Genomic DNA, 22,888 nt, shown 5'->3' with positions numbered 1-22,888 from the left:
ACGTGGAACAGCCCGCCCCCCGCTCGGTCCCGGTCCAGCGGACCGTCCCGGCCAGCCCCGCCCCCGCGAGCGACAGGCCGATCCGCGTGGTGGCCCTCGGCGAGGAGCTCCTCGCCGGCGTGGGCGACGCACGCGCGCTCGGCTGGCTCGGCCGGGCCGTCGCCAAGGAGCAGGGGCCGAGGCCGCGGGTCGAGCTGTACACGAGCGCGGTGCCGTCGGAGACCTCGGCAGATCTCTCGGAGCGCTGGGACGAGGAGGTGCGTCTGCGCACCGACGCCGAGGGCCTCGCCCAGGGCACCGTGGAGCACCGCGTGGTGCTGGGCCTGGGCGGCGGGGACGTCGACGCCGGCATCTCGCTGGCCCGTTCGCGCCTGAACCTCGCCAAGGTCCTCGACGGCCTCGAGCGGCTGCGGATCCCGGCGTTCGTCGTCGGCCCGCCGCCCAGCGCCGATCGTGCGCGCACCGCCGACCTCGTCGAGCTCTCCGGGGCCTTCGACGACGTGTGCGCGCGGCGCCGCGTGCCCTACGTGGACACCGTGCGGTCCCTCGAGGGTCACGAGCAGTGGTCCTCGGACCTCGCCCGCAGCGGCGCCGACCACCCCGGGCAGACCGGCTACGGCCTCATGGCCTGGCTGGTCCTGCATGGTGGCTTCGGTCGCTTCCTGGGCACCTCCGACTGAACCAGCCGATCCCCTGTGACAGAATGCTGAGGTTGTCTGTCCGGGCGAAGGAAGGAGAGCGTGATGAGCAAGCGCGGTCGCAAGCGCCGGTCCCGTCGCAAGAACGGCGCCAATCACGGCAAGCGTCCCAACACCTGAGGCGCGCTCGCGCAGCGTGAGGGTGAGCCGATCCGTCGGCCCCGACGCGCAGCACCCCGAGCATCGACGAGGCCCCCTCCATCCGGAGGGGGCCTCGTCGCGTCAGGGGCCGGATCAGCCGAGAGCGGTGGGGATCAGCCCCGCTCGGCCCGGTAAGCCCGGGGCCCGGGTCAGCCCAGGGTGTCGCGGCGCACCGTGGTGGAGCGGAAGGTCGCGCCGTCGGGCCCGTGCTCGACCTCGAGGCGCTGGTACTCCACGCTGCGGTACTGCACGCTGATGCGCTCGCGCAGGGTCTGCGGGGCGGTGTCCTTCGCGCAGCAGCGCCGCACCAGGTCCTTCATGGCGCGCAGGCGCTCGAGCTCGTCGGCGCACTCCGGGCAGTCCTCGGCGTGGCGCGTCATGCGCTCGACCACGTCGCGAGGGAGCTCGCCGTCCAGCGCCTCCTCGAGCCCGAACCGCAGGTCACGGCGGGTCTCGTCATGCTCCTCGGTCATCGTCCCTCCTCCCCGTCATCTGCTCCGTCCCGCAGGAACCCGCTGCTGCGCGCGTAGTCGCTCAGCGCTTCGCGCAGCTGGCGGCGTCCGCGGTGCAGCCGGGACATGACGGTGCCGATCGGCGTGTCCATGATCTCGGCGATCTCCTTGTATGCGAAGCCCTCGACGTCGGCGAGGTAGACCGCCATGCGGTAGTCCTCGCGCAGGTCCTGCAGGGCCGTCTTCACCGCGGTGTCGGGCAGGCGGTCCAGCGCCTCGGCCTCGGCCGAGCGCAGACCGCGGCTCGAATGGGACTCGACCTCCGCGAGCTGCCAGTCCTCGACCTCGTCGGTCCACGACTCGCGCGGCCGACGCTGCTTCTGCCGGTACGACGAGATGTACGAGTTGGTCATGATGCGGTACAGCCAGGCGCGCAGGTTCGTGCCCGGCGTGAAGCGGTCGCGCGCCCGCAGCGCCTTGAGGTAGGTCTCCTGGACCAGGTCCTCGGCGTCCTGGGGGTTGCGGGTCATGCGCAGGGCGCCGCCGTAGAGCGAGTCGAGGTGCGCGAGCGCCTCGGCCTCGAAGTCGAAGTCCTCGGGAGCCGTGTCCTCGGGGGCGGCGCCGGGGGCTCGGTCGCCGTCGTGATCAGTGGTGGTCATCAGGCTCCACGGTACGGCACCGGTCGGTGCGAGGACGGTCGTGCGCGAGGTCCCGCGCAGGCGGGGCGGGGCCGACGGGACGGCCGGCGGCGAGGCCGACGCAGTCGGCACCGGGGTCGGCACTGTGGCCGACGGCGGCCGCGTCTGCAGGCACGTGGTCATCGGCTCTCTCCTCTCCCGGCGGCGCGGAGCGCGCTGGTGCGAACGGTGCGGTCGGGCCGTCCGCTCGGGCACGCCCCGCAGGGTCCGGTCCTTGCAACGCGCACGGGGGCTCGGCTGTTCCCCGGCGGCAGGACGCACGGGGCGGGGTGCGCGATAGGCTGGTCACAACGCCGGGCCGCGCCCGGCAGAGTCCATCGAACCCGAGACGTGAGGACACCATGTCGCTCATCCGCCGCATCGCCCGCCCTGCTCTCGCCGCCCCCTTCATCTTCGAGGGCGTGCGCACCGCGATCTCCCCCGAGCGCGAGATCGAGGTCGCGCCCTCCGCCTTCGCCCAGGTCGACAAGGCCCTCGAGAGCTCGTCGGCCCCCTCCTTCGTCGACTCCCGCACCGTGCTGCGCGCCACCGGCGCCGTCGCCGCCGTCGCGGGCCTCGCCTACGCGACGGGCCGGGCGCCCCGCACCGCCGCCGGCGTGCTGCTCGTGACCACGAGCGTGGGCCTGGCCGGGCGCAAGAAGGTCTGGCAGCTGCGCGGCGAGGAGCGCATGGACGAGATCAAGTCGATCCTCGCCGACATCGGCCTGCTGGGCGGCGTGATGATCGCGGTGCTGGACCGCGAGGGCCGCCCGTCGCTGGGCTACCAGTGGGGCCAGTTCGTCGAGCGCAGCCAGAAGAAGGCCGCCGCCACCCAGCGCGATCTCGAGAAGAAGGCCGATCGGCTGTCCAAGAAGGCGGGCAGCTCCTCGGGCTCGCTCTCGAAGAAGGCGAGCAAGAAGGCCGACGAGCTGAGCAAGAAGGCCTCGAAGAAGGCCGACGAGGTCGCCAAGCAGGCCAGGAAGTCCACCGAGAAGCTCGCGGACCAGCTCGGCTGATCGATGTCGGAGGTCACCTGGACCGCCCCCGTCGCGGGCGGTCCCGTGGACGCGCTCGTGCGCGTGCCCGGTTCGAAATCGCTCACGGCCCGCTGGATGATGCTCTCGGCGATCGCCGACGCCCCGACCGCGCTCACGGGGGTTCTGGTCTCCCGCGACACGCGCCTGATGCGCGACGCCCTCGAGCGCCTGGGGGCGACCCTGAGCGTCGAGGGCGAGGCGCTGAGGGTCACCCCGATCCCACCGCCCGCGGAGCATGCCGAGGGGCCGGTCGAGATCCACACGGGTCTCGCGGGCACCGTCATGCGCTTCGTCCCCCTCCTCGCGGCCCTGCACCACGGCGACGTCTCCTTCACCGGGGACGAGTCGGCGCTGCTGCGTCCCATGGGGCCGGCGATCCAGGCGCTGCGGTCCCTCGGCGTCGAGGTCACCGAGACGGGCGAGCCCGGGCACCTGCCGTTCGTCGTCCACGGACGCGGGCGCCTGGCCGGCGGGAGCATCGACGTGGACGCGTCGGCCTCGAGCCAGTTCATCTCGAACCTGCTGCTGGTCGGCGCGCGCTGCGAGCAGGATCTGCGGGTGCGGCACGTCGGGGACTCCCTGCCCTCGCTCCCCCACATCGAGATGACGATGACGGAGATGCGCCGCGCGGGCATCGACGTCTCCCACAGCCAGGAAGCCGACGGCACCCACGTGTGGACCGTCCGCTCCGGGCCGATCGCCTTCGGCGACGTGCGCATCGAGCCCGACCTCTCCAACGCGGGCCCGTTCCTGGCCGCCGCGCTGGTCGCCGGCGGGGAGATCGAGATCGCCGACTGGCCCCGTCGCACCGACCAACCGGGCGACGCCTTCCGCACTCTGCTCGCCCGCATGGGCGGGGAGTTCTGGCGCGAGGACGAGGACGTGTGCGTGCGCGGCACCGGCGTCATCCACGGGATCGACGCGGACCTCTCGGCGACCGGCGAGCTGACGCCCACGATCGCCGCCCTCGCCGCTCTCGCGGACTCCCCCAGCCATCTGCGCGGCATCAAGCATCTGCGCGGCCACGAGACCGACCGCATCCATGCCCTCGCCACGGAGCTCTCGAAGCTGGGCTGCCGCACCGTCGAGCACGAGGGGTCCCTCGAGATCCATCCCGGGCCGCTCACCGGCTGCGAGTTCGAGACCTACCAGGACCATCGCATGGCGACCGCGGGCGCGATCATCGGCCTCCGCGTGCCGGACGTGCGCGTGGTCGACGTCGCCACCACCCAGAAGACCCTCCCGGACTTCGTGGGCATGTGGCTGGCCATGCTGCACACGGACGAGGCGGGCGAGGCGCGGTGAGTCGCCGGATCCGCGACCTGGACGAGTCCGACGTCCGGATCCGGCCCAATCGCCGCGGCTCGCGGCCGCGCACGAAGATCCGCCCGAGCCACGACGACGCGGTCCCGGCGTTCGTCACCGCCGTCGATCGCGGGCGCTGGCGCACCGTCGTCGGCTCCGGGACGACCGACGAGCACGTGGTCACCGCGATGCGGGCCCGGGAGCTGGGCCGCACCCCGATCGTGCCCGGCGACGTGGTGGGACTGGTCGGCGACACCAGCGGGAGGGAGGGATCGCTCGCCCGCATCGTGAAGGTGCACGAGCGCTCCTCGTTCCTCCGGCGCAGCGCCGACGACGACGACCCGACGGAGCGCCCGCTGGTCGCGAACGCCGACCTCATGGTGATCGTCACGGCGCTCGCGGACCCCGAGCCGCGCGGCGGCATGATCGACCGCTGCCTGGTCGCGGCCTGGGTCGCCGGGATCGACGCCCTGCTGTGCCTGACGAAGTCCGACCTGCGCGACCCCGCCGGCTTCCTCGCCCAGTACGCGCCGCTGGGCGTCGAGCACGTGGTCACGCACCTGGACGAAGCAGGACGCGTCGTGGGCGTCGAAGAGCTCGCCGCGCACCTGCACGGCCGCACGAGCGTGCTCATCGGCCATTCGGGCGTGGGCAAGTCGACCCTGCTGAACGCCCTGGTGCCGGGCGCCGATCGGGCGACGGGCCACGTCAACGACGTCACCGGCCGCGGTCGCCACACCTCCTCCTCGGCGCTCGCGCTGCGCCTGCCCGACCAATCCGGATGGGTGATCGACACCCCGGGCGTGCGGTCCTTCGGGCTCGGGCACGTCTCCCCCGAGGAGCTGCTCGAGGCCTTCGCCGATCTCGCCCCGCTCGCCGAGGAGTGCCCGCGCGGCTGCACCCACGCCGCCGACGCCCCCGACTGCGCGCTGGACGCCGCGGTCGAGGAGGGGCGCGCGGGCTCGGCCGGCCCGGAGCGCCTGGCCTCCTACCGCCGTCTCGACGAGGCGCTGCGCCGCAACGACCCCTGGGAGGCGTGAGCGCGGCGGACCCGCGCGCGGCATGGGCGGTGCCGGGAATCTGCGCGCCCAGGCCGTAGGGTTGGGCGCATGTCCTCTCGATTCGCCGACGATCTGCGGCTCGCCCATGTCCTCGCCGATGCGGTCGATCAGCTCACCATGTCCCGCTTCAAGGCGCAGGACCTCACGGTCGAGACCAAGCCGGATCTGACGGAGGTCACCGACGCGGACACCGCGGCGGAGGAGCTCGTGCGGGCCCAGCTCGCCCGCTCGCGCTCGCGCGATCAGGTGATCGGCGAGGAGTTCGGCTCCACCGGCCACTCCCCGCGCCAGTGGATCATCGACCCGATCGACGGCACCTCGAACTTCGTGCGCGGAGTGCCCGTGTGGGCGACGCTCATCGGCCTCGTCGAGGACGGCGAGACGGTGGTCGGCCTGGTCTCCGCGCCCGGGCTCTCGCGCCGCTGGTGGGCGGGCTCCGGAACCGGCGCGTGGACGGGCACGCGCCTGAACGCGGCGACGAAGATGCAGGTCTCCGACGTGCGCACCATCGAGGACGCCTCGCTGTCCTACTCGTCGCTGCACGGCTGGGCGGACCTGGACAGGCTTCCCCAGATGCTCAACTTCATGCAGCGCTTCTGGCGCACCCGCGCCTACGGCGATTTCTGGTCGTACATGCTGCTGGCCGAGGGCGCGGTCGACGTCGCGACCGAGCCCGAGCTCAAGCTCCACGACATGGCCGCGCTCGTCCCGATCGTCACGGAGGCGGGCGGCCGGTTCACCTCGCTCGACGGCGAGGACGGCCCCTTCGGCGGCAATGCGGTGGCCACCAACGGCCACCTGCACGAGGAGACGCTCGAGGCCCTCGCCGCCCGCGACTGACGCGTCGCGCCGAGGGGTCCGACGCGCGGGCCGCCGGCGCGTGTCCGCGCACCCGGCCGATACGATGGCCGTGTTGTCCACGCGCTGCGCGGTCCGTATCCGTGCGCGCACGTCACGTACACCGCGAAGGACCTGACCCATGACGATCAAGCGCGTCGCACTGCTCACCGCCGGCGGCTACGCCCCCTGCCTCTCCTCTGCCGTGGGAGGACTGATCGAGCGCTACACCGAGCTCGTGCCCGACGTCGAGATCATCGCCTACAAGCACGGCTACTGGGGCCTGCTCTCCGGCGAGAAGATCGTCGTGGACGACGAGGTGCGCAAGCACGCCGGGATCCTGCACAACTACGGCGGCTCCCCCATCGGCAACTCCCGCGTGAAGCTCACCAACACCGCCGACCTCGTGAAGCGCGGCCTCATCCAGGAGGGCGAGGACGCGCTCGAGGTCGCCGCGAACAAGCTCAAGGCCGACGGCGTGGACGTGCTCCACACGATCGGCGGCGACGACACCAACACCACCGCCGCGGACCTGGCCAAGCATCTCCACGAGAACGGCTTCGACCTGCAGGTGGTGGGCCTGCCCAAGACGATCGACAACGACATCGTGCCGATCCGCCAGTCCCTGGGCGCGAAGACCGCCGCGGAGCAGACCAGCGTCTTCGCCCAGAACGTCCTCGCGGAGCACGGCTCGAACCCGCGCATGCTGATCATCCACGAGATCATGGGCCGCTCCTGCGGATACCTCACGGCGCAGGCCGCCGAGTACTACCAGCAGTGGCACGCCCAGCAGCAGTGGCTGCCCGGCATCGGTCACACGCCCGAGCGCTGGGACGTGCACGCCGTGTTCCTGCCCGAGATGAAGCTCGACATCGAGGGCGAGGCCGAGCGCCTCAAGGCCGTCATGGACGAGGCCGGCTGCGTGAACATCTTCCTCTCCGAGGGTGCGGGCATCCCCGAGATCGTCGCCGAGATGCAGGCGCGCGGCGAGGAGCCCGAGAAGGACCCCTTCGGCCACGTCAAGCTCGACACCATCAACCCCGGCCAGTGGTTCGCGAAGCAGTTCGCGGAGCGCCTGGGCGCGGAGAAGGTCATGGTGCAGAAGTCCGGCTACTTCTCGCGCTCGGCCAAGGCGAACGCGGAGGACCTGCGCCTCATCAAGTCTATGACGGACCTCGCCGTGCAGGTCGCCCTCGAGGGCGGCACCGGCGTGATCGGGCACGACGAGGAGCGGGGCGATCTGCTGCGCGCGATCGAGTTCGAGCGCATCGCCGGCCACAAGGCCTTCGACATCTCCCAGCCCTGGTTCGGCGAGGTCATGGCGCGCATCGGCCAGGACGTCGATCCCGTCGAAGCCCACTGATCAGGCACTCCCGCCCATGAGCTGGCGCCGCCGGCTGCGCGCGCTCGTCGTCCCTGCACGGCGGGCGCGCGTGCTGTCCTCGGGCCCCGCGGGCGTCGGCTTCCGCGTCGACGGCGCCGCGCTGGACCTCGACGCCCGCCCGCGCCAGGGCGCGTTCGGCGACTGCTGGGTGGCGGCGGCGATGCTCGCGGTCCACGAGGCGGCGCCCGCGCGCATCGCAGGGATGATCAGGGCGCACGACGGGTCGAGCAGCGTCGGGGTCCTGCTGCGCGGGGGCCGTGTGCGCATCGCGGTCGATCGGGCGATGCCGGTCGACGCGCGGGGCCGCTGGGTGGGCGCGCTCCAGTCCGGGTCCGGAACAGGGTCCGGGACTGGGTCCGGATCCGCACCCGGGGGCGCCGGTGACGCACCGGGGTGGCCGGGCCTCGTGGAGAAGGCCGCCGCGATCCATGTCGCCGGGTCCTATCGGTTGCTCGGTCGGGGGCTCGGGCGGTTCGGCCTCCAGCTGCTCACGGGGATCCCCGCACGCACGCACGTGTTGCTCCCCCGCCCCGATCGCCTCCGGGGATGGCTCGACGAGGGACGCGCCGTGCTCGCCTCCACCCACCCGCTCTCGCCCCGCGTGATCACGGCGCGCGGGCCGCTGCCGGCGAACCACGTGATGGCGATCGTGGGATGCGACCGGACGACGGGCGAGATCTCGCTGCGCAATCCGTGGAGGCCCGACGAGCTGCTCGTCGTCGACCGCCGGACGTTCCGCCGCGGCTTCCTCTCGATCGACGTCACTGCCCGCCCGCTGCGCTGAGGCGGCCGGGCCGCGTCAGCGCCGCGGGTCCACCGTCGCGAAGGCCGCGAGCCAGGCGTCGGCCAGCAGGCGGTGCCCCGCGATCGTCGGGTGCACGCCGTCCTCGGCGATGGTCGCCGGGGTGTGGCCCGCGGCGTAGGCGCGCTCCAGCAGGTGCTCGGTGTCCACGACGGGGTGGCCGAACTCGCGGGCGAGCGCCCGGATGCGGGCGACCTTGGGGGCGAGGTCCTCGTGGTAGCGGGCCTTCTCCTCGTCGATGTCGGCGACGAACGGGAGGATCAGCAGCACGGGAACGCCCGGCCGCGCGCCCGAGAGCTGGTCGAGCAGATAGCGGTACCCGGCCTCGAAGTCCTCCACGGAGGTGGGGTCGTCGCTGTCGTAGCGGCGCCAGGTGTCGTTCACGCCCACGTAGAGGGTGACGACGTCGGGGGCGAGGTCCAGGCAGTCCGGACCGAACCGCGCCACCAGGTCCGGCACGCGGTTCCCGCCGATCCCCGTGTTCAGCACCCTCGCATCGGGCTCATGGGCGGAGAAGTGCTCGGCGATCAGCCGCACGTATCCGAACCCGAGGTGCTCCGGATCCTCGCGACGTCCGGCGTCGGTGATCGAGTCCCCGATGAAGAGGAGGGTGCGGGCGGGGACGGCGGTGTCGTTCATGGGCTGATCTTCTCAGAACGCGGGGGCGCGCGCCTGTCCTCTCGCATATGCTCGAGCACCCGGCGTGGTCGCCGAGGACAGGTTCGGCGCAGCGCCGGGTCGGAGAGGCTCTCATGGGGTGCGCACCGCTGGATCCACGAGGCCTCGACGTCCCGATCGGTCCCCATCGGGTGCTGCACGCGGACGACACGGGCCCCGTCCCCGGCGGCGGCCCCACGGTCGTGCTGGAGGCGGGAGCCGCCTCGACGCGGTCGATCTGGGCGCTCGTCCAGCAGGAGTTCGCCGGGACCGTGCGCACCATCTCGTACGACCGTGCCGGACTGGGCCGCAGCCCTGGTGCACCCGGCTCTCGTCGACTCGAGGACCTGGCACGCGACCTGAATGCGCTCCTGGACGGTCTCGAGGAGGCGGAGCACAGCACGGCCGCGCATGGTGTCGTGCTCGTCGGCCACAGTTGGGGCGGGCCCATCGTGCGCGCCGCCGCGCTGCAGCGTCCGGAGCGAGTCCGGGCACTCGTGCTCGTGGATCCGGCCGACGAGCTGTGTTCCTACTATCTCTCGCCGGGCTTCGCGCGCCTGAACGCCCTCCAAGCGGTGCTGTTCCCGCCCTTGGCCCGCCTGGGCGCACTGGGGCCGATGTATGCGCGTTCGGTCCCGATGCTCCCCGAGCGCGCGCGGTCGGACTCGCGCACGGAGATGTACACCCCGCAGGCCGTGAGGACGCAGCTCGCCGAGAGCGCGGACATGGCCGGGGATCTGCGACTGCTGGGAGCGGCCGACGATGCCGCGGGAGACCAGGGGTTCCCGGTGACGGTGATCTCCGGTGCGAGCGCATCCGGAGTGGGTCGCTCGGTGCGAGCGCAGATGAGCGAGGCGCACCGCGAGCGTGCGGGTCGCACCGCCGGCGGACGCCTCGTGGTCGCACAGGACTCCGGTCACCTGGTCATGCTCACCGAGCCGCGAGTCGTGAGCGGGGAGATCCTCCGGACCCTCGGGCGCTGAACCCGAGCGCCCGTGATCCGGCGCCGCGTTGCACCGGAAAAGCCGAAGGCCCCCGATCCGTTTCCGGATCGGGGGCCTTCTCTTCGTAGCGGGGGCAGGATTTGAACCTACGACCTCCGGGTTATGAGCCCGGCGAGCTACCGAACTGCTCCACCCCGCGGCGACATGTTCAACTCTAGGACACCCCCGATTCGGAGTCCAGCCGGGAGGGCGGGAACGTGTGCCATGACACGTCGCCGCCTCCCGATGGCCCTGGTCAGAGGGGACTCGGAGCGGCCGCGAGCATCCGCGAGGACGTCGGCCGGGCCCACAGGCGCGGGTCCGGCCGACGCGGTCACGGTCGCGAGGTCAGTCCCCGCCGCCATCGCTCGCGCCCCCGCCGTCGCTCGCCGCGCCGCCGGAGCCGGAGCCCTCGAGCTCGCTGTTGGCGTCGACCGCCCGCTGCAGAGCGTCGGAGAGCTCGTCCTGCGCCTTGCCGTAGGCGTTCCAGTCGCCCTTCTTCATCGCGGCGTCGGCATCCTTCGTGGCCTGGTCCATGTCCTTCAGCGCCTGGTCCAGGCGCTGCTGGGCGGTGCCGCCGGCCGTGTCCGACCCGGCGTCGCCGGAGCTGCCAGAATCCTTCGAGGAGTCCGAGGCGTCGCTCTTGTCGGCCTCCCCGCTCTCGGTGTCCACGGACCCCGAGACCGCATCGCTCTGGTCGCTCTGGACCTTCGCGTCGCCCGCGTTCGCGCCCGAGTCGCCCTCGAACACCTTGTCGAGCGCCTCGTCGAGCGTCGGCGCGAAGCCGATCTTGTCCCCGAAGGAGACCAGCACCATCTGCAGCAGCGGGTACTGGGTGCCGCCGCCCGCGGAGGAGGACTGGATGTAGACGGGCTGGACGTAGAGCAGGCCGCCGCCCACGGGGACAGTGAGCAGGTTGCCGTTGATGACCTCCGAGTTTCCCGACTTCAGCAGGTTCAGCGCCTGCGAGACATTGGGCTCGGCGTTGAAGGTGGCCTGGACCTGCCCGGGACCGTTGACGGGGTTCGTCGTCGGCAGCACCAGGAGGTTCATCTTGCCGAAGCTCTTGGCCGGGTTCCCCGCCTTGTCCCCCGTCTCCGAGTCCACGGCGAGCAGGCCCGTCATCACGTTCTGCCCGCTCTGCCCCTGATACGGGATGTAGTTCGAGGACAGCGTGAAGCGCGGGGACTCCTCCCCCGGCATCTGCATCGTGAGGTAGTACGGCGGCTGCGGGGCCTGCGTGCCCTTGGAGCCGTCGGCGTTGGTCGATGCCTTCGCCGTCGGGTCCGGTGAGACCTGCCAGAAGTCCTGCTGGCCGAAGAACTCGTCGGCCTCCGTGACGTGGTACTTCGCGAGGATCTCGCGCTGGGCCTTGAAGTAGTCGGCCGGGTAGCGCAGATGGCTCATGAGGTCGCCGGAGATCTCCGAGGCGGGCTTCAGCGAGTCCGGGAACACCTGCTGCCACGACTTGAGGATCGGGTCCTCGGTGTCCCAGGTGTACAGGTTCACGCTGCCGTCGAAGGCGTTGACGGTGGCCTTCACCGAGTTGCGCATGTAGTTGGCGTGCGCGTCCCGGTAGTTGTCGCTCGCGTCCTCCTCGGCGGTCTTGGAGTCGACCGTGGCGGAGTCCAGGTTCTGCTTCGTCGAGTACGGGTAGGCGTCGGTGGTCGTGTAGCCGTCGATCACCCACACCATCTGCCCGTCCACGACCGCCGGGTACATCTCGGAGTCCAGCTGCAGGAACGGCGCGACCTCCTTCACGCGCTCCTGCGGCTGACGGTCGTAGAGGATCTGCGAGTCGGAGTTGACGTAGCTGGAGATGACGATGTTGGGGTCGCGGAACTTGATCGCGTACAGCAGGCGGTTGAAGAAGCTGCCGACCTTCGGTCCGCCGTCACCGGTGAAGGTGTTGTTGTGCTGGGCGCCCTCGTTCTTCTCGTCGGTCCCGGTCTGGTAGTCGAACTCCTCGGGCTCCGAGCCCTCGGGTCCGCCGACGATCGAGTAGTCCGGGGAGTGGCGGCCGAAGTAGACGCGCTCCTCGAAGTCGCCCAGCTCGCCCTTGCCGGGGACGCCGGACTGCAGGAAGTCGGGCTCGCCGTCGGAGTTGCGCTGGTTGCCGTAGGCGGCGGCGAGGCCGTAGCCGTGCGTGTAGACGATGTGCCGGTTGACCCAGCCGCGGCTGTCGAGGTTGAACTTGTCCGGCCGCAGCTCGCGCACACCGATCACGGTGTCCTGGAGGCGGTCGTCGATCGTGTAGCGGTCCACGCTGAGCACCTGGTCGAAGCCCCAGTACTGGCGATTCGCCTCGCGCTGCTCGAACGTCGGGGAGACGATCGAGGGGTCCAGCAGACGGATCTGCGCGGTGGTGTCGGCGTCCTCGCGCAGCGCGCCCGCCTCGGCCGTGGTGGACGCGGAGTACGAGGTCTCGGTGACGTCGTCGACGTTCCACGCGGTGCGCGTCGCCTCGATGTTGCGCTGGATGTAGGGCTGCTCGAGGGCGCGCTCATTCGGGGTCACCTTGAACTGCTGGATGGCCCACGGGTAGGCGGTGCCCACCACGAGGGTGGAGAGCACCATGAGGCCTGCGCCGACGGCGGGGATCCGCCAGTCGGCCCGCCAGATCCAGAGCACGAAGAGGGCCGCGACGATGACCGCGGCGATCGCGAGGATCGTCTGGGCGGGCAGGATCGCGTGGACGTCCGTGTAGGAGGCGCCGTCGAAGCGGTCGTGCTCGCCGGTGAGCATGCCGTAGCGGTGGAACCAGTGGCCCACGCCCAGCAGCAGCACGTAGACGGCGGCGAGGATCCCGAGGTGGCGTCGCGCCGTCGTGGTGACCTCGAGGCCGCTCTCCTGCGTCCAGCTGATCCCGCCGTACACGAAGTGCCCGGCCACGGCCGCGACCGCGGAGACCAGCACCATGAACTGCAGGAACGAGATGATCATCGTGATCACCGGCAGCGTGAACACGTAGAAGCCGACGTCCAGGCCGAACACCGCGTCGGTGCTGCCGTAGGACTGGGGGTGCAGGAACAGCTGCACGTCCTGCCAGCGTCGGGTCGCGGCGAGACCGGCGAAGGCGCCGATGACGATGGGCGCGACGATCGTGATGCCGCGGCGCAGCGGGTCCACGGCCGCGCGGAACTGCTCCATGGCCTCCTGCTCGCGCGTCACCGGCGGGTAGACCGGCCGGCGCGTGTAGGTCAGGCGCAGGGAGAAGAACAGCGGCACCGCGAACACCAGGAAGCCGATCAGGAACAGGAGCCCCTGCGTCAGCCAGCGCGTGGTGAGCACGTCGGTGAAGCCGATCTGGTCGAACCAGAGGAATCTGGTCCATACCGCGGAGGCGATCAGCAGGAGGATCACGATGAGCGCGAGCACGCCGATCGTGATCGAGAGCGGGGAGATGCGGCGACGCCTCCCCGACGAACCGGCACCGGCCGGCTGTGGTCGGGGTCGGGGCTGGTCGCCGAGCGGTGCGGAGAAGCTCACGGGGTCCTCTGGGAGAGTCGTGGGATGAACACCGCACCGGGGCTTCATCGCCGGGTGGAGGAGACGCCGCTCCGGATACAGTGTGTGGCCGACCGCGTGCAACGGTGGCCCTCCCATCTTGCCAGGTCTCCCCTGGAAGGATTGTGATGAGTGAGACTCCCCGTGGGGCCGATGCCCCGCACGACGACCTCGACCCCGCGCAGGCGGCCCTGGCCGGCGTGCTCCTGGAGGTGCTGCGCCACCTCGAGGAGCCGACGCTCGAGCGCGTCCATTGGTTCGCCCTCCTGCGCAGCGCTCAGCTGCTGGCCGAGCAGCCGGGGCTCGCGGCGCTGCTGGGCGATGACGTGGCGCTGAGCCTGGCCCAGGACTCCAGGCACCTCACCCCCGTCGAGCTCGACGACGTGCCCGCGGATTCCGATCCCCTCTCCTCGCTCTCGGCCCTCGCGTGGCCCGAGGGCATCACGGGTCTTGCCGCGTGCTTCGACCTGAGCGCCGCGCAGCGCGAGGAGCGCGCCCCCGAGGACTCGCTCCCCACGGGCGCCGGCAGCATGCGCGCGGCGGTCGCCGCCCTCGAGGACGGCACCATGTTCTGCGCGGTGCGCCGCGAGGGCCACAAGGAGGTCACGCTCGGCGCGCAGCTCCTCCCCGATGTCGTCGCGGCGATCCGCGAGGCCGTCACCGGGGAGGAGTGAGCCCGGTCCGCTGCGGGGACCCGGTTCAGAACGGAGCGTCGGCGCCACCCGCTCCCTGACCGGCGAGCTGCCTGCTCTCGTCCTCCTCCGGCCCTGCGCCGTCCGAGGAGCCCTCGGGCTGCGTGACGGCGGGCGCATCGTCCCCGTCGTCGCCCACGACCCCGCCGAGGGGCCGCACCAGGGAGTGCTGCCCATCGGGGAAGACCTCTCCGGTGGTGACGTCGACCGGCGGATCGTCGTGTCGCTGTGCGCGCGTCATGTGCGTGGTGCCGAACACGAGATCGTGGCCCACCGCATCCGCGCGCACCTGCATGCTGCGACCCTCGGAGCCGTCCTCCCATGTCCACTCGGAATAGCTGAGGCGGCCGGTCGCGATAACCGGGTCGCCCTTCTTCACCGAGCGCAGCATGTTCCTGCCCAGCGCCTTGGTGCCGTAGATGTTGAAGAAGTCCGGGGTGGCGGCGTCCTTGAAGTCGTCGGTCCCCTTGTCGTAGTAGCGGCGGTTCACGGCGATCCGCACCATCACGGTCGGCTCGCTCTGGTTGTTCGTGACGTGGGCGTCGCTCGTGGCGTTGCCGCGGACGGTGACGTAGACATCCCTCATGCTCATGGCGGGTTCCTTCCTCAGAGGCGGGGCTCGGCCCGCCGTCGGCCCTCTGCCGACTCCCCCAGAGTTCCCAGCGGCGGCGCCGTCCGCCAAGGACGCGGCAGGAATGGGGAAAACCGACGCTGGGGAGGACCCGCGGGGTCGCGGCGCGAACGCCGTGCCGTGAGCGGGTGGGGCGGCGTCCGGCGCATCGGTGCCTCCGCCCGGCCCCGCCGAGTCCACGAGACATGAAGAGACCGGCGGCCGACTCCTCATGAGGAGTCGACCGCCGGTCGAGCTGATCGCTCGCCCACAGACGCAGCGCCGGTGCTCGGGCGCCCGCGCGGGGGTCAGCGGGTCAGGTGGGTCGTGGCGCTCAGGCGCCGGGGTTGACCAGGCCCTTCGTGCTGCGCGCGTTCTCGAACCGCGCCTGGACATCTGCCCAGTTCACGATGTTCCAGATCGCCTTCACATAATCAGCCTTCACGTTCTGGTAATCCAGGTAGAACGCGTGCTCCCACATGTCCAGCTGGAACAGCGGCACCGTCGCGACCGGGATCCCGTTCTGCTGATCGTAGAACTGCTCGATCACCAGGTTCCCCTCGATCGGCTCGTACGCCAGGATCGCCCAGCCCGACCCCTGGATCCCCAGGGCCGCCGCCGTGAACTGCGCCTGGAACGCATCGAACGACCCGAAGTACTCATCGATCGCGCTCGCCAGCTCACCGGTGGGCTTGTCCCCACCCTCCGGGGAGAGGTTCTTCCAGAAGATCGAGTGGTTCGTGTGACCACCCAGGTTGAACGCCAGGTCCTTGGACAGCTGGTTGATCGAACCGAAATCGTTCGCCTCGCGCGCCGCCGCCAGCTTCTCCAGCGCCGTGTTCGCGCCCTTCACGTACGTCGCATGGTGCTTGTCATGGTGCAGCTCCATGATCCGGCCCGAGATATGGGGCTCCAGCGCCGCGTAGTCATAGTCGAGATCGGGAAGCGTGTACTCCGCCATGAGGTTCATCCCTTCCATTCGAGGTCGCGGGGACCGCAGACGGGTCCCGCCGTGTCCTCCATCCTGCCACGTCGGCACTGCATGCGGGCAGGACGCGTTCACACAGGATCCGCTGTCGACGCGGCCGCAGCCACGGGTCAGCCGTGCGCGCGCCGACCCGTCTCCGACGCCCGGCCCCGTTCGTCGGACCGCCTTGCGAGAATGGCCCGATGGCGAGCGCACAAGGTGCTGATCGGGGCAGCGGCTCCGGCACGGGGACCGATCCCGGGACGGACCTCGCCCCGGCGTCGGCCGCCTCTGCGGTGCCCGAGCGCTTCTCGCCCGCGACCCGCGCCTGGTTCTCCGAGGCGTTCGCAGCGCCCACGCCCGCACAGCAGGGCGCCTGGGACGCGATCGGCCGCGGCGAGGACACGCTCGTGGTCGCCCCGACCGGATCGGGCAAGACCCTGGCCGCCTTCCTCACCGCGATCGACGATCTCGCCTTCGGCCGCGACGAGCGACTCGGGACCACCTCCGTCCTCTACCTCTCCCCGCTCAAGGCGCTCGGCGTCGACGTCGAGCGGAACCTCACGTCCCCGCTGGTGGGGACGATGCGCGCCGCACAGCGCCTCGGGCTCGAGCACCGTGAGCTGCGGGTGGGCGTGCGCACGGGGGACACCCCGCCCGCCGAGAGGCGGCGTCTGCTCACCCGCCCGCCGGACATCCTCATCACGACCCCTGAGTCGCTGTTCCTCATGCTGTCCTCGTCCGCGCGCGAGACCCTCGCCGGCGTGCGCACCGTGATCGTCGACGAGGTCCACGCGGTCGCGGGCACCAAGCGCGGCGTGCACCTCGCGCTCTCCCTCGCGCGGCTCGACGCGATGCTCGAGCATCCCGCGCAGAGGATCGGGCTCTCGGCGACCGTGGAGCCGGTCGACGAGGTCGCCGCGTTCCTCGGCGGGGCGGGCCGACGGGGCGGGGAGGTGCAGGTGGTGCGTCCGCCGTCGGCCAAGACCTGGGACATCGGCGTGCGCCTGCCCGTGCCGGACCTGTCCGCGATCGACCCGCCCGCGGACGCGGTCGACGAGGACGACGTCTCGGGGACGATCTGGCCGCACGTGGAGCGGGCCGTGCTCGCGGAGGTCCTCGCCCATCGCTCGACGATCGTGTTCACGAACTCCCGCCGCCAGGCCGAGCGCCTCACGTCGAAGCTCAACACCCTGCACCGCAGGCAGGTCGTCGGCGACGAGGCGGCCCGCGTGCTCGGGGCCGAGGCGGACTCCGATCTCGTGGCCCGCGCACCCGAGGACCTCGCCGTCTCCCCCGACGAGATCGAGGACGTGGCCCGTGCGCACCACGGCTCGATGTCCAAGGAGATCCGCGCGAGCATCGAGGACCAGCTGAAGTCCGGGGCGCTGCGCTGCGTGGTGGCGACGTCCTCCCTCGAGCTCGGCATCGACATGGGGTCGGTGGACCTGGTGATCCAGGTGGAGACGCCGTTCAGCGTCTCGAGCCTTCTGCAGCGCATCGGCCGGGCCGGGCACGACGTCGGCGCGACCTCGCAGGGGATCCTCCATCCCCTGCATGCCTCCGACGTGCTGCGCGCGGCGGTCACCGTGCACGAGGCCGTCGAGGGGCGCATCGAGCCGCTCGCGGTGCCCCGCAACGCCCTGGACGTGCTCGCCCAGCACACCCTCTCGGCGGCCCTCGCGGAGGACCTGGACGTCGAGGACTGGTTCGACCTGGTCCGCGAGGCCCATCCCTACCGCTCGCTGCCGCGATCGGCCTACGACCAGACGATCGATCTGCTCGCCGGCCGGTACCCCTCGACCGCCTTCTCGGAGCTGCGGCCGCGGCTGGTGCACGACCACGAGTCCGGCACCCTGCAGGCCCGGCCCGGTGCGCAGCGGCTCGTCGTCACCAGCGGCGGCACCATCCCCGACCGGGGCCTCTACCCGGTGCACCTGGTCGCGGCCGAGGGGGACACCCAGCCGCGCCGGGTGGGCGAGCTCGACGAGGAGATGGTCTACGAGTCCCGCCGCGGGGACGTCATCACGCTGGGCACCTCGAGCTGGCGGATCGAGGAGATCACCGCCGACCGCGTCACCGTCTCCCCCGCCTTCGGCCTCACCGGCCGCATCCCCTTCTGGCACGGCGAGGGGGCCGGACGGCCGGCGACCCTGGGCCGTGCGATCGCGAGCATGCAGGCCGAGCTCGCGGCCCTCCCGGACGAGACCGCCCGCGAGCGCCTGGGCTCCCTCGGCCTCGACGAGAACGCGCGCGGCGCCGTCGTCGACCATCTCGCCGAGCAGCAGCAGGCCACCGGGGTCGTCCCCGGCCCGAACCAGCTGGTGATCGAGCGCTTCCTCGACGAGCTCGGCGACTGGCGGGTGGTCCTGCACTGCGCGCTGGGCCAGCGGATCACCGGGCCGTGGGCCCTCGCCGTCGGCGCCCGCGTCGAGGAGCGGTACGGGCTGGACGGCCAGGTGATGGCGGCCGACGACGGCATCGTCCTGCGCATCCCCCACGGCGAGGAGCCTCCCGGGGCGGACCTGTTCGTGTTCACGCCCGAGGAGATCGAGGAGGAGGTGCGGCGGCTCGTCGGCACCTCCGCCCTGTTCGCCGCCCGGTTCCGCGAGTGCGCTGCCCGGGCCCTGCTGCTGCCGCGCCGCGACCCGCGCTCGCGGGCGCCGCTGTGGCAGCAGCGCCAGAGGGCCGGCCACCTGCTCGAGGTGGCCCGCCCCTATCCGCAGTTCCCGATCATGCTCGAGGCGGCGCGGGAGTGCCTGCAGGACGTCTACGACCTCCCCGCCCTCGTCGAGCTCATGCGCGGGGTCGCCGGGCGCCGCGTGCAGGTGCGGGAGGTCGAGACGGACTCCCCCTCGCCCTTCGCGCGGTCCCTGCTGTTCGGCTACCTCGCCCAGTTCATCTACGACACCGACGCCCCGCTCGCCGAGCGCCGCACCGCCGCCCTCGCCCTGGATCAGTCGCTGCTCGCCGAGCTGCTGGGCAGCGTGAGCCTGCGCGAGTTGCTCGACGCGCGCGTGATCGAGGACGTCGAGCGCCGCGCGCAGGGCCTCGACGGGGAGCGTCCGCTGCGCGGCGCCGAGGACGCGGCCGACGCCCTGCGCCGCCTCGGCCCGCTCACGCTCGCGCAGATCGCCGCGCGGCTCGGCGAGACGGACGACCCCGCGGGGGACCGCGCGGCGGACCGCGCCGCCGAGATCGGCCGCGAGCTGGTCGACGCGCGCCGCGCCGTCGCCGTGCGCATCGGCGGCGTCGAGCACCTGGCCGCGATCGAGGACACGGGACTCCTGCGCGACGCGCTCGGGGCCGCGCTGCCGCCCGGGATCCCCGAGGCGCACCTGGCCGCCGTGCCGCGGGCGGTCGCGGATCTCGTCTCGCGATGGGCGCGCAGCCGCGGCCCCTTCGCCCCGTCGGACCTCGTCGACGCCTTCGACCTGGCACCCGGGGTCGCGCGCACGGCGCTCGAGCAGCTCACCGCCGAGCGGATCCTCCAGCAGGGCGAGTTCACCCCCGGCCGCGAGGGCGAGGAGTGGGTGGACGCCCAGATGCTGCGGCGCATCCGCCGCGCCTCCCTGGCCGCCTCGCGCAAGGACATCGCCCCCGTCCCCCACCCCGTCTATGCGCGCTTCCTCTCCGACTGGCAGCACCTGCCGGCGCGGCGCCCGGACGGGCGCCGGGCCCGGGCCGACTGGCGCGGGGCCGATGGCCTGCTCTCGGTGATCGACCAGCTCGCGGGGGTCTCGCTGCCGCTGAGCGCCTGGGAGACCCAGATCCTTCCCGCGCGCCTGCCGGACTTCTCCCCCGCCGTCCTCGACGCCGCTTTCGCCTCCGGCGAGGTGGTCTGGTCCGGGCACGGCCGGCTCGGGTCGGCCGACGGGTGGGTGCGCCTCCATCTGGCCGACGCGCTCCCCCTGGGCCTGGATGCGGGTGCCCTCGAGGAGGCAGCGGCCGCGCTCGTCGAGGGATCGCTGCCCGCCCGCGTGCTCGCGCTGCTGCGCGCGACCCCGGGCGCGCTGCGCCACGGCGAGATCCTCACCGCGCTCGCGAGCGACGCAGGGGACGAGGCGGGCGAGGCCGCCCGCCCGCAGGACGTGCACGAGGCCCTCTGGGACCTCGCCTTCGCCGGTCTCGTCACCAACGACTCCTTCGGGGCGCTGCGGACCTATGCGCTGGGTCCCGCACCGTCCCGCGGCGCGGGGCGCTCCGGAGGCGCCGGCCGCTCGGGCCGCTCGCGTCCGCTCACCCGGCGCGGCGCGGCGCGGCTCTCGGCGGCCATGATGCGACAGGGCGCCGCCGAGCCGTCGCAGCTGGTCACAGGCCCGGTCGGCGCGGGGCGCTGGTCGGCGCTGCGGGTCGAGGCGGTCGAGCCCTCGGCCCGGTCCGCGGCGCTCGCGACGCTGCTGCTCGACCGCCACGGCGTCCTCACCCGCGGAGCGATGGACGTCGAGGACGTGCCCGGCTCCTTCGCGGGTGTCTATCGGGTTCTCTCGGCGCTCGAGGAGGCCGGCAGCTGTCGACGCGGCTACTTCGTGGACGGCCTCGGCGCCTCGCAGTTCGCGCCCGTGGAGGCCGTGGACCTGCTGCGCGACCGCGAGCACGAGGCGGAGGCGCGGCGGCACGCGGTCCCGGATGCGCGCGAGGACGGTGCCGGGCCCTCGACCCTCGTGCTCGCCGCGACCGATCCGGCGAACCCCTATGGCGCCGCCCTGCCCTGGCCGGCCCTGCCGATCGCCCCGCCCGAGGGGACGACCGCGCGACCGGCGCGCCGCGCCGGGACGCTCGTCGTCCTCGTCGACGGCGAGGTCGCCGCGTTCGTGGAGCGCGGCGGGAAGAGCCTGCTGTGGTGGGCCGACGAGGACGCCACGCCGCTGGTGGCCGAGCAGCTCGCCCGCGCGATCCGCGACGACTCCCTGCTGCCGCAGCTGCAGGTGGAGCGGATCGTCGGGCACGGGCTCGAGGACGCAGAGGTCGCCCATGTGACCCGGGCGCTCGTCGACTCCGGCTGCTACCGCTCCCCGCGGTCGCTGCGCCTGCGCGCGGGAGGCCGCTGATGCCCGAGGGCGATACCGTCTTCCGCCAGTGTCGGATCCTGCACGAGGCCCTCGCCGGCGCCGAGATCACCCGCAGCGACCTGCGGGTGCCGAGCGCCGCGACCGCGGACCTGCGCGGATGGACCGTGAGCGAGGTGGTCCCGCGCGGCAAGCACCTGCTGCTGCGGCTGCTCCCGCCCGCCGGTCCGGGCGCGCCCACGAGCCCGGGCACGTCCACTCATCCGGGCACGTCCACCCGAACGGCAGAGCCGCTGACCCTGCACAGCCACCTGATGATGGACGGGATCTGGCACGTCGACGGGGTCTCCCTGCGCTCGAGCGACACGAGCGCCGGCCCGCGTCCCCGGCACACCGCCCGCGTCGTGCTCGAGGCGATCCGGGACGACGGCCGCGAAGTCCGTGCGGTCGGGTACGACGTGAAGCAGGTGCGACTGGTGCGCACGGCGGATGAGGACGAGCTCATCGGCCACCTGGGCCCCGACCTGCTCGACCCCGACTGGTCCGAACAGCTGCGTGCGCGGGCGCTCGAAAATCTGCGGGCGCGCCCCGAGCGGCCCGTCGGGCTCGCCCTCCTGGATCAGCGGAACCTCGCCGGAATCGGCAACATCTATCGCTGCGAGCTGTGCTTCCTGCATCGGATCCACCCCTCGGCCCCGCTGCGCGAGGTCGCGGACCTGCCCGGCATGGTCGATCTCGCCCAGCGCCTGCTCACGGTGAACACAAGCCGCGCGGTGCGGATGACGACCGGCGGGATGATGGGCCGGCGCGGCGACCTGTGGGTCTACGGACGCGCCGGGGAGCCCTGCCGCCGCTGCGGCGCACGCATCCAGCGCGGTGAGCTGCTCGAACCGGAGATCGAGGGCTCCGAGGGACGCGTGATCTTCGTGTGCCCGCGCTGCCAGGCCTGTGCCACTGAACAGAGGGAGAAGAAAGGACAGGGAGCCGCGACCGGTCCACGAAGGCCCTCGGGACGCGGGTTCAGGGCCTGACGAGCCCCTGGGAGATCATGCTGCGCCCGGCGTCGAGGATCGCGTCCTGCGCGGGACGCGGCTCCCAGCCGAGCTCGCGGGCCGCCTTCTCGTGGGAGGCGCGCTTGGCGACGTCCAGGTCAGCGACGATGGCGCGCATCTGGCGGGAGAACAGTCCCGCGACCCGCATCACCGCGTTCGGGAGTGAGCGCGAGGGGACCTTCCCGGCGGCCTCCCCGAGGTGCTCGCGCAGGATCCGCGCGACCTCCTGCATCTCCAGTGCCGGTCCGTCGGACAGCAGGTACCTCTGGCCCGCGGCCGATGGGGTCTGCAGCGCGAGCACATGGGCTCGGGCGACGTCGCGCACGTCGACGATCGGGAAGAACAGGTGCGGGCTCGCGGGGATGGCGCCCTGCAGGAGGCTCAGGACCACGTGGTTGGCGCCCGAGGCTCCCGTGCTCAGCAGCGGGCCCATGACGGCGACCGGCAGCATGGTCACGAGCTCCGGCGCGTCCGGCTCGCTGCGGGCGAACTCCCAAGCGGCCTGCTCGGCGAGGGTCTTCGAGCGGGCGTAGGCGTCGGCCCCTGGGCCGTCGAGCACCGTCCAGTCCTCCTCGGTGAAGATCCGGCCCGTGTCGGCGTGCCCCCAGCTCACGGCGTGGAAGGCGGAGGTGAGGACCACGCGCTGCACCCCAGCGTCGCGGGCGGCGCGCAGCACGCGCAGGGTGCCCTCGCGGGCCGTGGCCACGAGCTGCGCCTCGTCCTCCACATGGCCGGGCATGACCGGGGAGGCGACGTGGAGCACGGCGTCGACGCCGTCCAGGGCGCGCGCCCAGCCGTCGTCGGAGGTCAGATCCGCCGCGGCGAACTCGAGGTCCTCGCCGCGGGTGAGGCCGGCCGCCTCGAGATCGGAGCGCACGCGCGCCTCCTTCTCGAGGGAGCGCATGGTGGCGCGGACCCGGTACCCCTCCTCGAGCAGTTGCAGGAGGCAATGGCCGGCGATGAAGCCGGAGCCGCCGGTGACGAGGATGCGCTGCGCTGGCATGGGTGCCTCCGAGG

General features: G+C 72.4%; 19 protein-coding genes and 1 tRNA gene. 12 read left to right on the top strand and 8 right to left on the bottom strand.

Features of this window, described 5'->3' with window-relative positions; genetic code table 11:
• Nucleotides 1–2: 2 nt before the first annotated feature.
• Nucleotides 3–680 carry a GDSL-type esterase/lipase family protein gene (locus Bra3105_RS00515; RefSeq protein ID WP_228358164.1) on the top strand — a complete coding sequence of 226 codons (678 nt, stop codon included), beginning with the start codon at nucleotides 3–5 and terminating at the stop codon, nucleotides 678–680.
• Nucleotides 681–743: 63 nt separating this feature from the next.
• Nucleotides 744–818 carry a 50S ribosomal protein bL37 gene (locus Bra3105_RS18625; protein WP_370645926.1) on the top strand — a complete coding sequence of 25 codons (75 nt, stop codon included), beginning with the start codon at nucleotides 744–746 and terminating at the stop codon, nucleotides 816–818.
• 170 nt (nucleotides 819–988) lie between these two features.
• On the opposite strand, the gene rsrA is transcribed toward Bra3105_RS18625, so the two are convergent.
• Together rsrA and Bra3105_RS00505 are read right to left on the bottom strand one after the other, a co-directional pair.
• Nucleotides 989–1,312 (bottom strand): mycothiol system anti-sigma-R factor, encoded by a 324-nt coding sequence (gene rsrA / locus Bra3105_RS00510; RefSeq protein WP_200501008.1) that lies wholly within the window; start codon nucleotides 1,310–1,312, stop codon nucleotides 989–991.
• A complete protein-coding gene (locus Bra3105_RS00505; RefSeq protein ID WP_228358163.1) occupies nucleotides 1,309–1,950 on the bottom strand; it encodes a sigma-70 family RNA polymerase sigma factor in 642 nt (213 codons plus the stop codon). The genes rsrA and Bra3105_RS00505 overlap by 4 nt, the downstream gene beginning before the upstream one ends.
• A gap of 380 nt (nucleotides 1,951–2,330) precedes the next feature.
• Here Bra3105_RS00505 and Bra3105_RS00500 point away from each other — a divergent pair, with 380 nt between their 5' ends.
• From Bra3105_RS00500 to Bra3105_RS00475, 6 genes are all read left to right on the top strand, one after another.
• The gene (locus Bra3105_RS00500; protein ID WP_228358162.1) at nucleotides 2,331–2,984 is read left to right on the top strand and encodes a hypothetical protein; all 654 of its coding nucleotides are present in this window, start codon (nucleotides 2,331–2,333) and stop codon (nucleotides 2,982–2,984) included.
• A 3-nt stretch (nucleotides 2,985–2,987) separates the two neighbouring features.
• Nucleotides 2,988–4,310, top strand: a complete 1,323-nt coding sequence (gene aroA, locus Bra3105_RS00495; RefSeq protein WP_228358161.1) for a 3-phosphoshikimate 1-carboxyvinyltransferase — start codon at nucleotides 2,988–2,990, stop codon at nucleotides 4,308–4,310.
• Entirely contained in the window at nucleotides 4,307–5,350 is a 1,044-nt protein-coding gene (gene rsgA, locus Bra3105_RS00490; RefSeq protein WP_228358160.1) for a ribosome small subunit-dependent GTPase A, read from the top strand. The genes aroA and rsgA overlap by 4 nt, the downstream gene beginning before the upstream one ends.
• Before the next feature lie 69 nt (nucleotides 5,351–5,419).
• Nucleotides 5,420–6,211: an inositol monophosphatase family protein gene (locus tag Bra3105_RS00485; protein ID WP_228358159.1), complete on the top strand. Its 792-nt coding sequence runs from the start codon at nucleotides 5,420–5,422 to the stop codon at nucleotides 6,209–6,211.
• A gap of 139 nt (nucleotides 6,212–6,350) precedes the next feature.
• A complete protein-coding gene (locus Bra3105_RS00480) occupies nucleotides 6,351–7,571 on the top strand; it encodes a pyrophosphate--fructose-6-phosphate 1-phosphotransferase (protein WP_228358158.1) in 1,221 nt (406 codons plus the stop codon).
• A gap of 16 nt (nucleotides 7,572–7,587) precedes the next feature.
• Nucleotides 7,588–8,376, top strand: a complete 789-nt coding sequence (locus Bra3105_RS00475; RefSeq protein ID WP_228358157.1) for a calpain family cysteine peptidase — start codon at nucleotides 7,588–7,590, stop codon at nucleotides 8,374–8,376.
• A gap of 15 nt (nucleotides 8,377–8,391) precedes the next feature.
• On the opposite strand, the gene Bra3105_RS00470 is transcribed toward Bra3105_RS00475, so the two are convergent.
• Nucleotides 8,392–9,033 (bottom strand): SGNH/GDSL hydrolase family protein, encoded by a 642-nt coding sequence (locus Bra3105_RS00470; protein WP_228358156.1) that lies wholly within the window; start codon nucleotides 9,031–9,033, stop codon nucleotides 8,392–8,394.
• Nucleotides 9,034–9,146: 113 nt separating this feature from the next.
• On the opposite strand from Bra3105_RS00470, the gene Bra3105_RS00465 reads away from it, so the two are divergent.
• Nucleotides 9,147–10,034: an alpha/beta fold hydrolase gene (locus Bra3105_RS00465; protein WP_228358155.1), complete on the top strand. Its 888-nt coding sequence runs from the start codon at nucleotides 9,147–9,149 to the stop codon at nucleotides 10,032–10,034.
• An 86-nt stretch (nucleotides 10,035–10,120) separates the two neighbouring features.
• Here Bra3105_RS00465 and Bra3105_RS00460 read toward each other — a convergent pair.
• Nucleotides 10,121–10,194: transfer RNA gene (locus Bra3105_RS00460), tRNA-Met, on the bottom strand.
• Nucleotides 10,195–10,382: 188 nt separating this feature from the next.
• Nucleotides 10,383–13,523, bottom strand: coding sequence for a UPF0182 family membrane protein (locus tag Bra3105_RS00455; protein WP_228358154.1), 3,141 nt, complete (start codon nucleotides 13,521–13,523; stop codon nucleotides 10,383–10,385).
• A gap of 146 nt (nucleotides 13,524–13,669) precedes the next feature.
• Between Bra3105_RS00455 and Bra3105_RS00450 the strand changes: the two genes are divergently transcribed.
• The gene (locus Bra3105_RS00450; protein WP_200501024.1) at nucleotides 13,670–14,215 is read left to right on the top strand and encodes a PPA1309 family protein; all 546 of its coding nucleotides are present in this window, start codon (nucleotides 13,670–13,672) and stop codon (nucleotides 14,213–14,215) included.
• 25 nt (nucleotides 14,216–14,240) lie between these two features.
• Here the strand turns inward: Bra3105_RS00450 and Bra3105_RS00445 are convergent, their stop codons facing one another.
• Both Bra3105_RS00445 and Bra3105_RS00440 read right to left on the bottom strand, forming a co-directional pair.
• Complete coding sequence (locus Bra3105_RS00445) at nucleotides 14,241–14,825, bottom strand: single-stranded DNA-binding protein (RefSeq protein WP_228358153.1); 585 nt, start codon at nucleotides 14,823–14,825, stop codon at nucleotides 14,241–14,243.
• 352 nt (nucleotides 14,826–15,177) lie between these two features.
• Nucleotides 15,178–15,804, bottom strand: a complete 627-nt coding sequence (locus Bra3105_RS00440; RefSeq protein WP_228359569.1) for a superoxide dismutase — start codon at nucleotides 15,802–15,804, stop codon at nucleotides 15,178–15,180.
• Between the two features lie 209 nt (nucleotides 15,805–16,013).
• On the opposite strand from Bra3105_RS00440, the gene Bra3105_RS00435 reads away from it, so the two are divergent.
• Together Bra3105_RS00435 and Bra3105_RS00430 are read left to right on the top strand one after the other, a co-directional pair.
• Complete coding sequence (locus Bra3105_RS00435) at nucleotides 16,014–20,861, top strand: ATP-dependent helicase (RefSeq protein ID WP_228358152.1); 4,848 nt, start codon at nucleotides 16,014–16,016, stop codon at nucleotides 20,859–20,861.
• Nucleotides 20,861–21,850, top strand: a complete 990-nt coding sequence (locus tag Bra3105_RS00430) for a DNA-formamidopyrimidine glycosylase family protein (protein ID WP_228358151.1) — start codon at nucleotides 20,861–20,863, stop codon at nucleotides 21,848–21,850. Before Bra3105_RS00435 ends, Bra3105_RS00430 begins: the two co-directional genes overlap by 1 nt.
• On the opposite strand, the gene Bra3105_RS00425 is transcribed toward Bra3105_RS00430, so the two are convergent.
• Nucleotides 21,840–22,874 carry an SDR family oxidoreductase gene (locus tag Bra3105_RS00425; protein WP_228358150.1) on the bottom strand — a complete coding sequence of 345 codons (1,035 nt, stop codon included), beginning with the start codon at nucleotides 22,872–22,874 and terminating at the stop codon, nucleotides 21,840–21,842. The two genes, Bra3105_RS00430 and Bra3105_RS00425, sit on opposite strands and share 11 nt — an antisense overlap.
• Nucleotides 22,875–22,888: the final 14 nt, after the last annotated feature.

Origin of the sequence: Brachybacterium halotolerans subsp. kimchii (genome assembly GCF_020792675.1) — a bacterium.
In the GTDB taxonomy this organism is placed as follows: Bacteria; Actinomycetota; Actinomycetes; order Actinomycetales; family Dermabacteraceae; genus Brachybacterium; species Brachybacterium halotolerans.
This window is presented reverse-complemented; position numbering and strand designations above follow the sequence as displayed.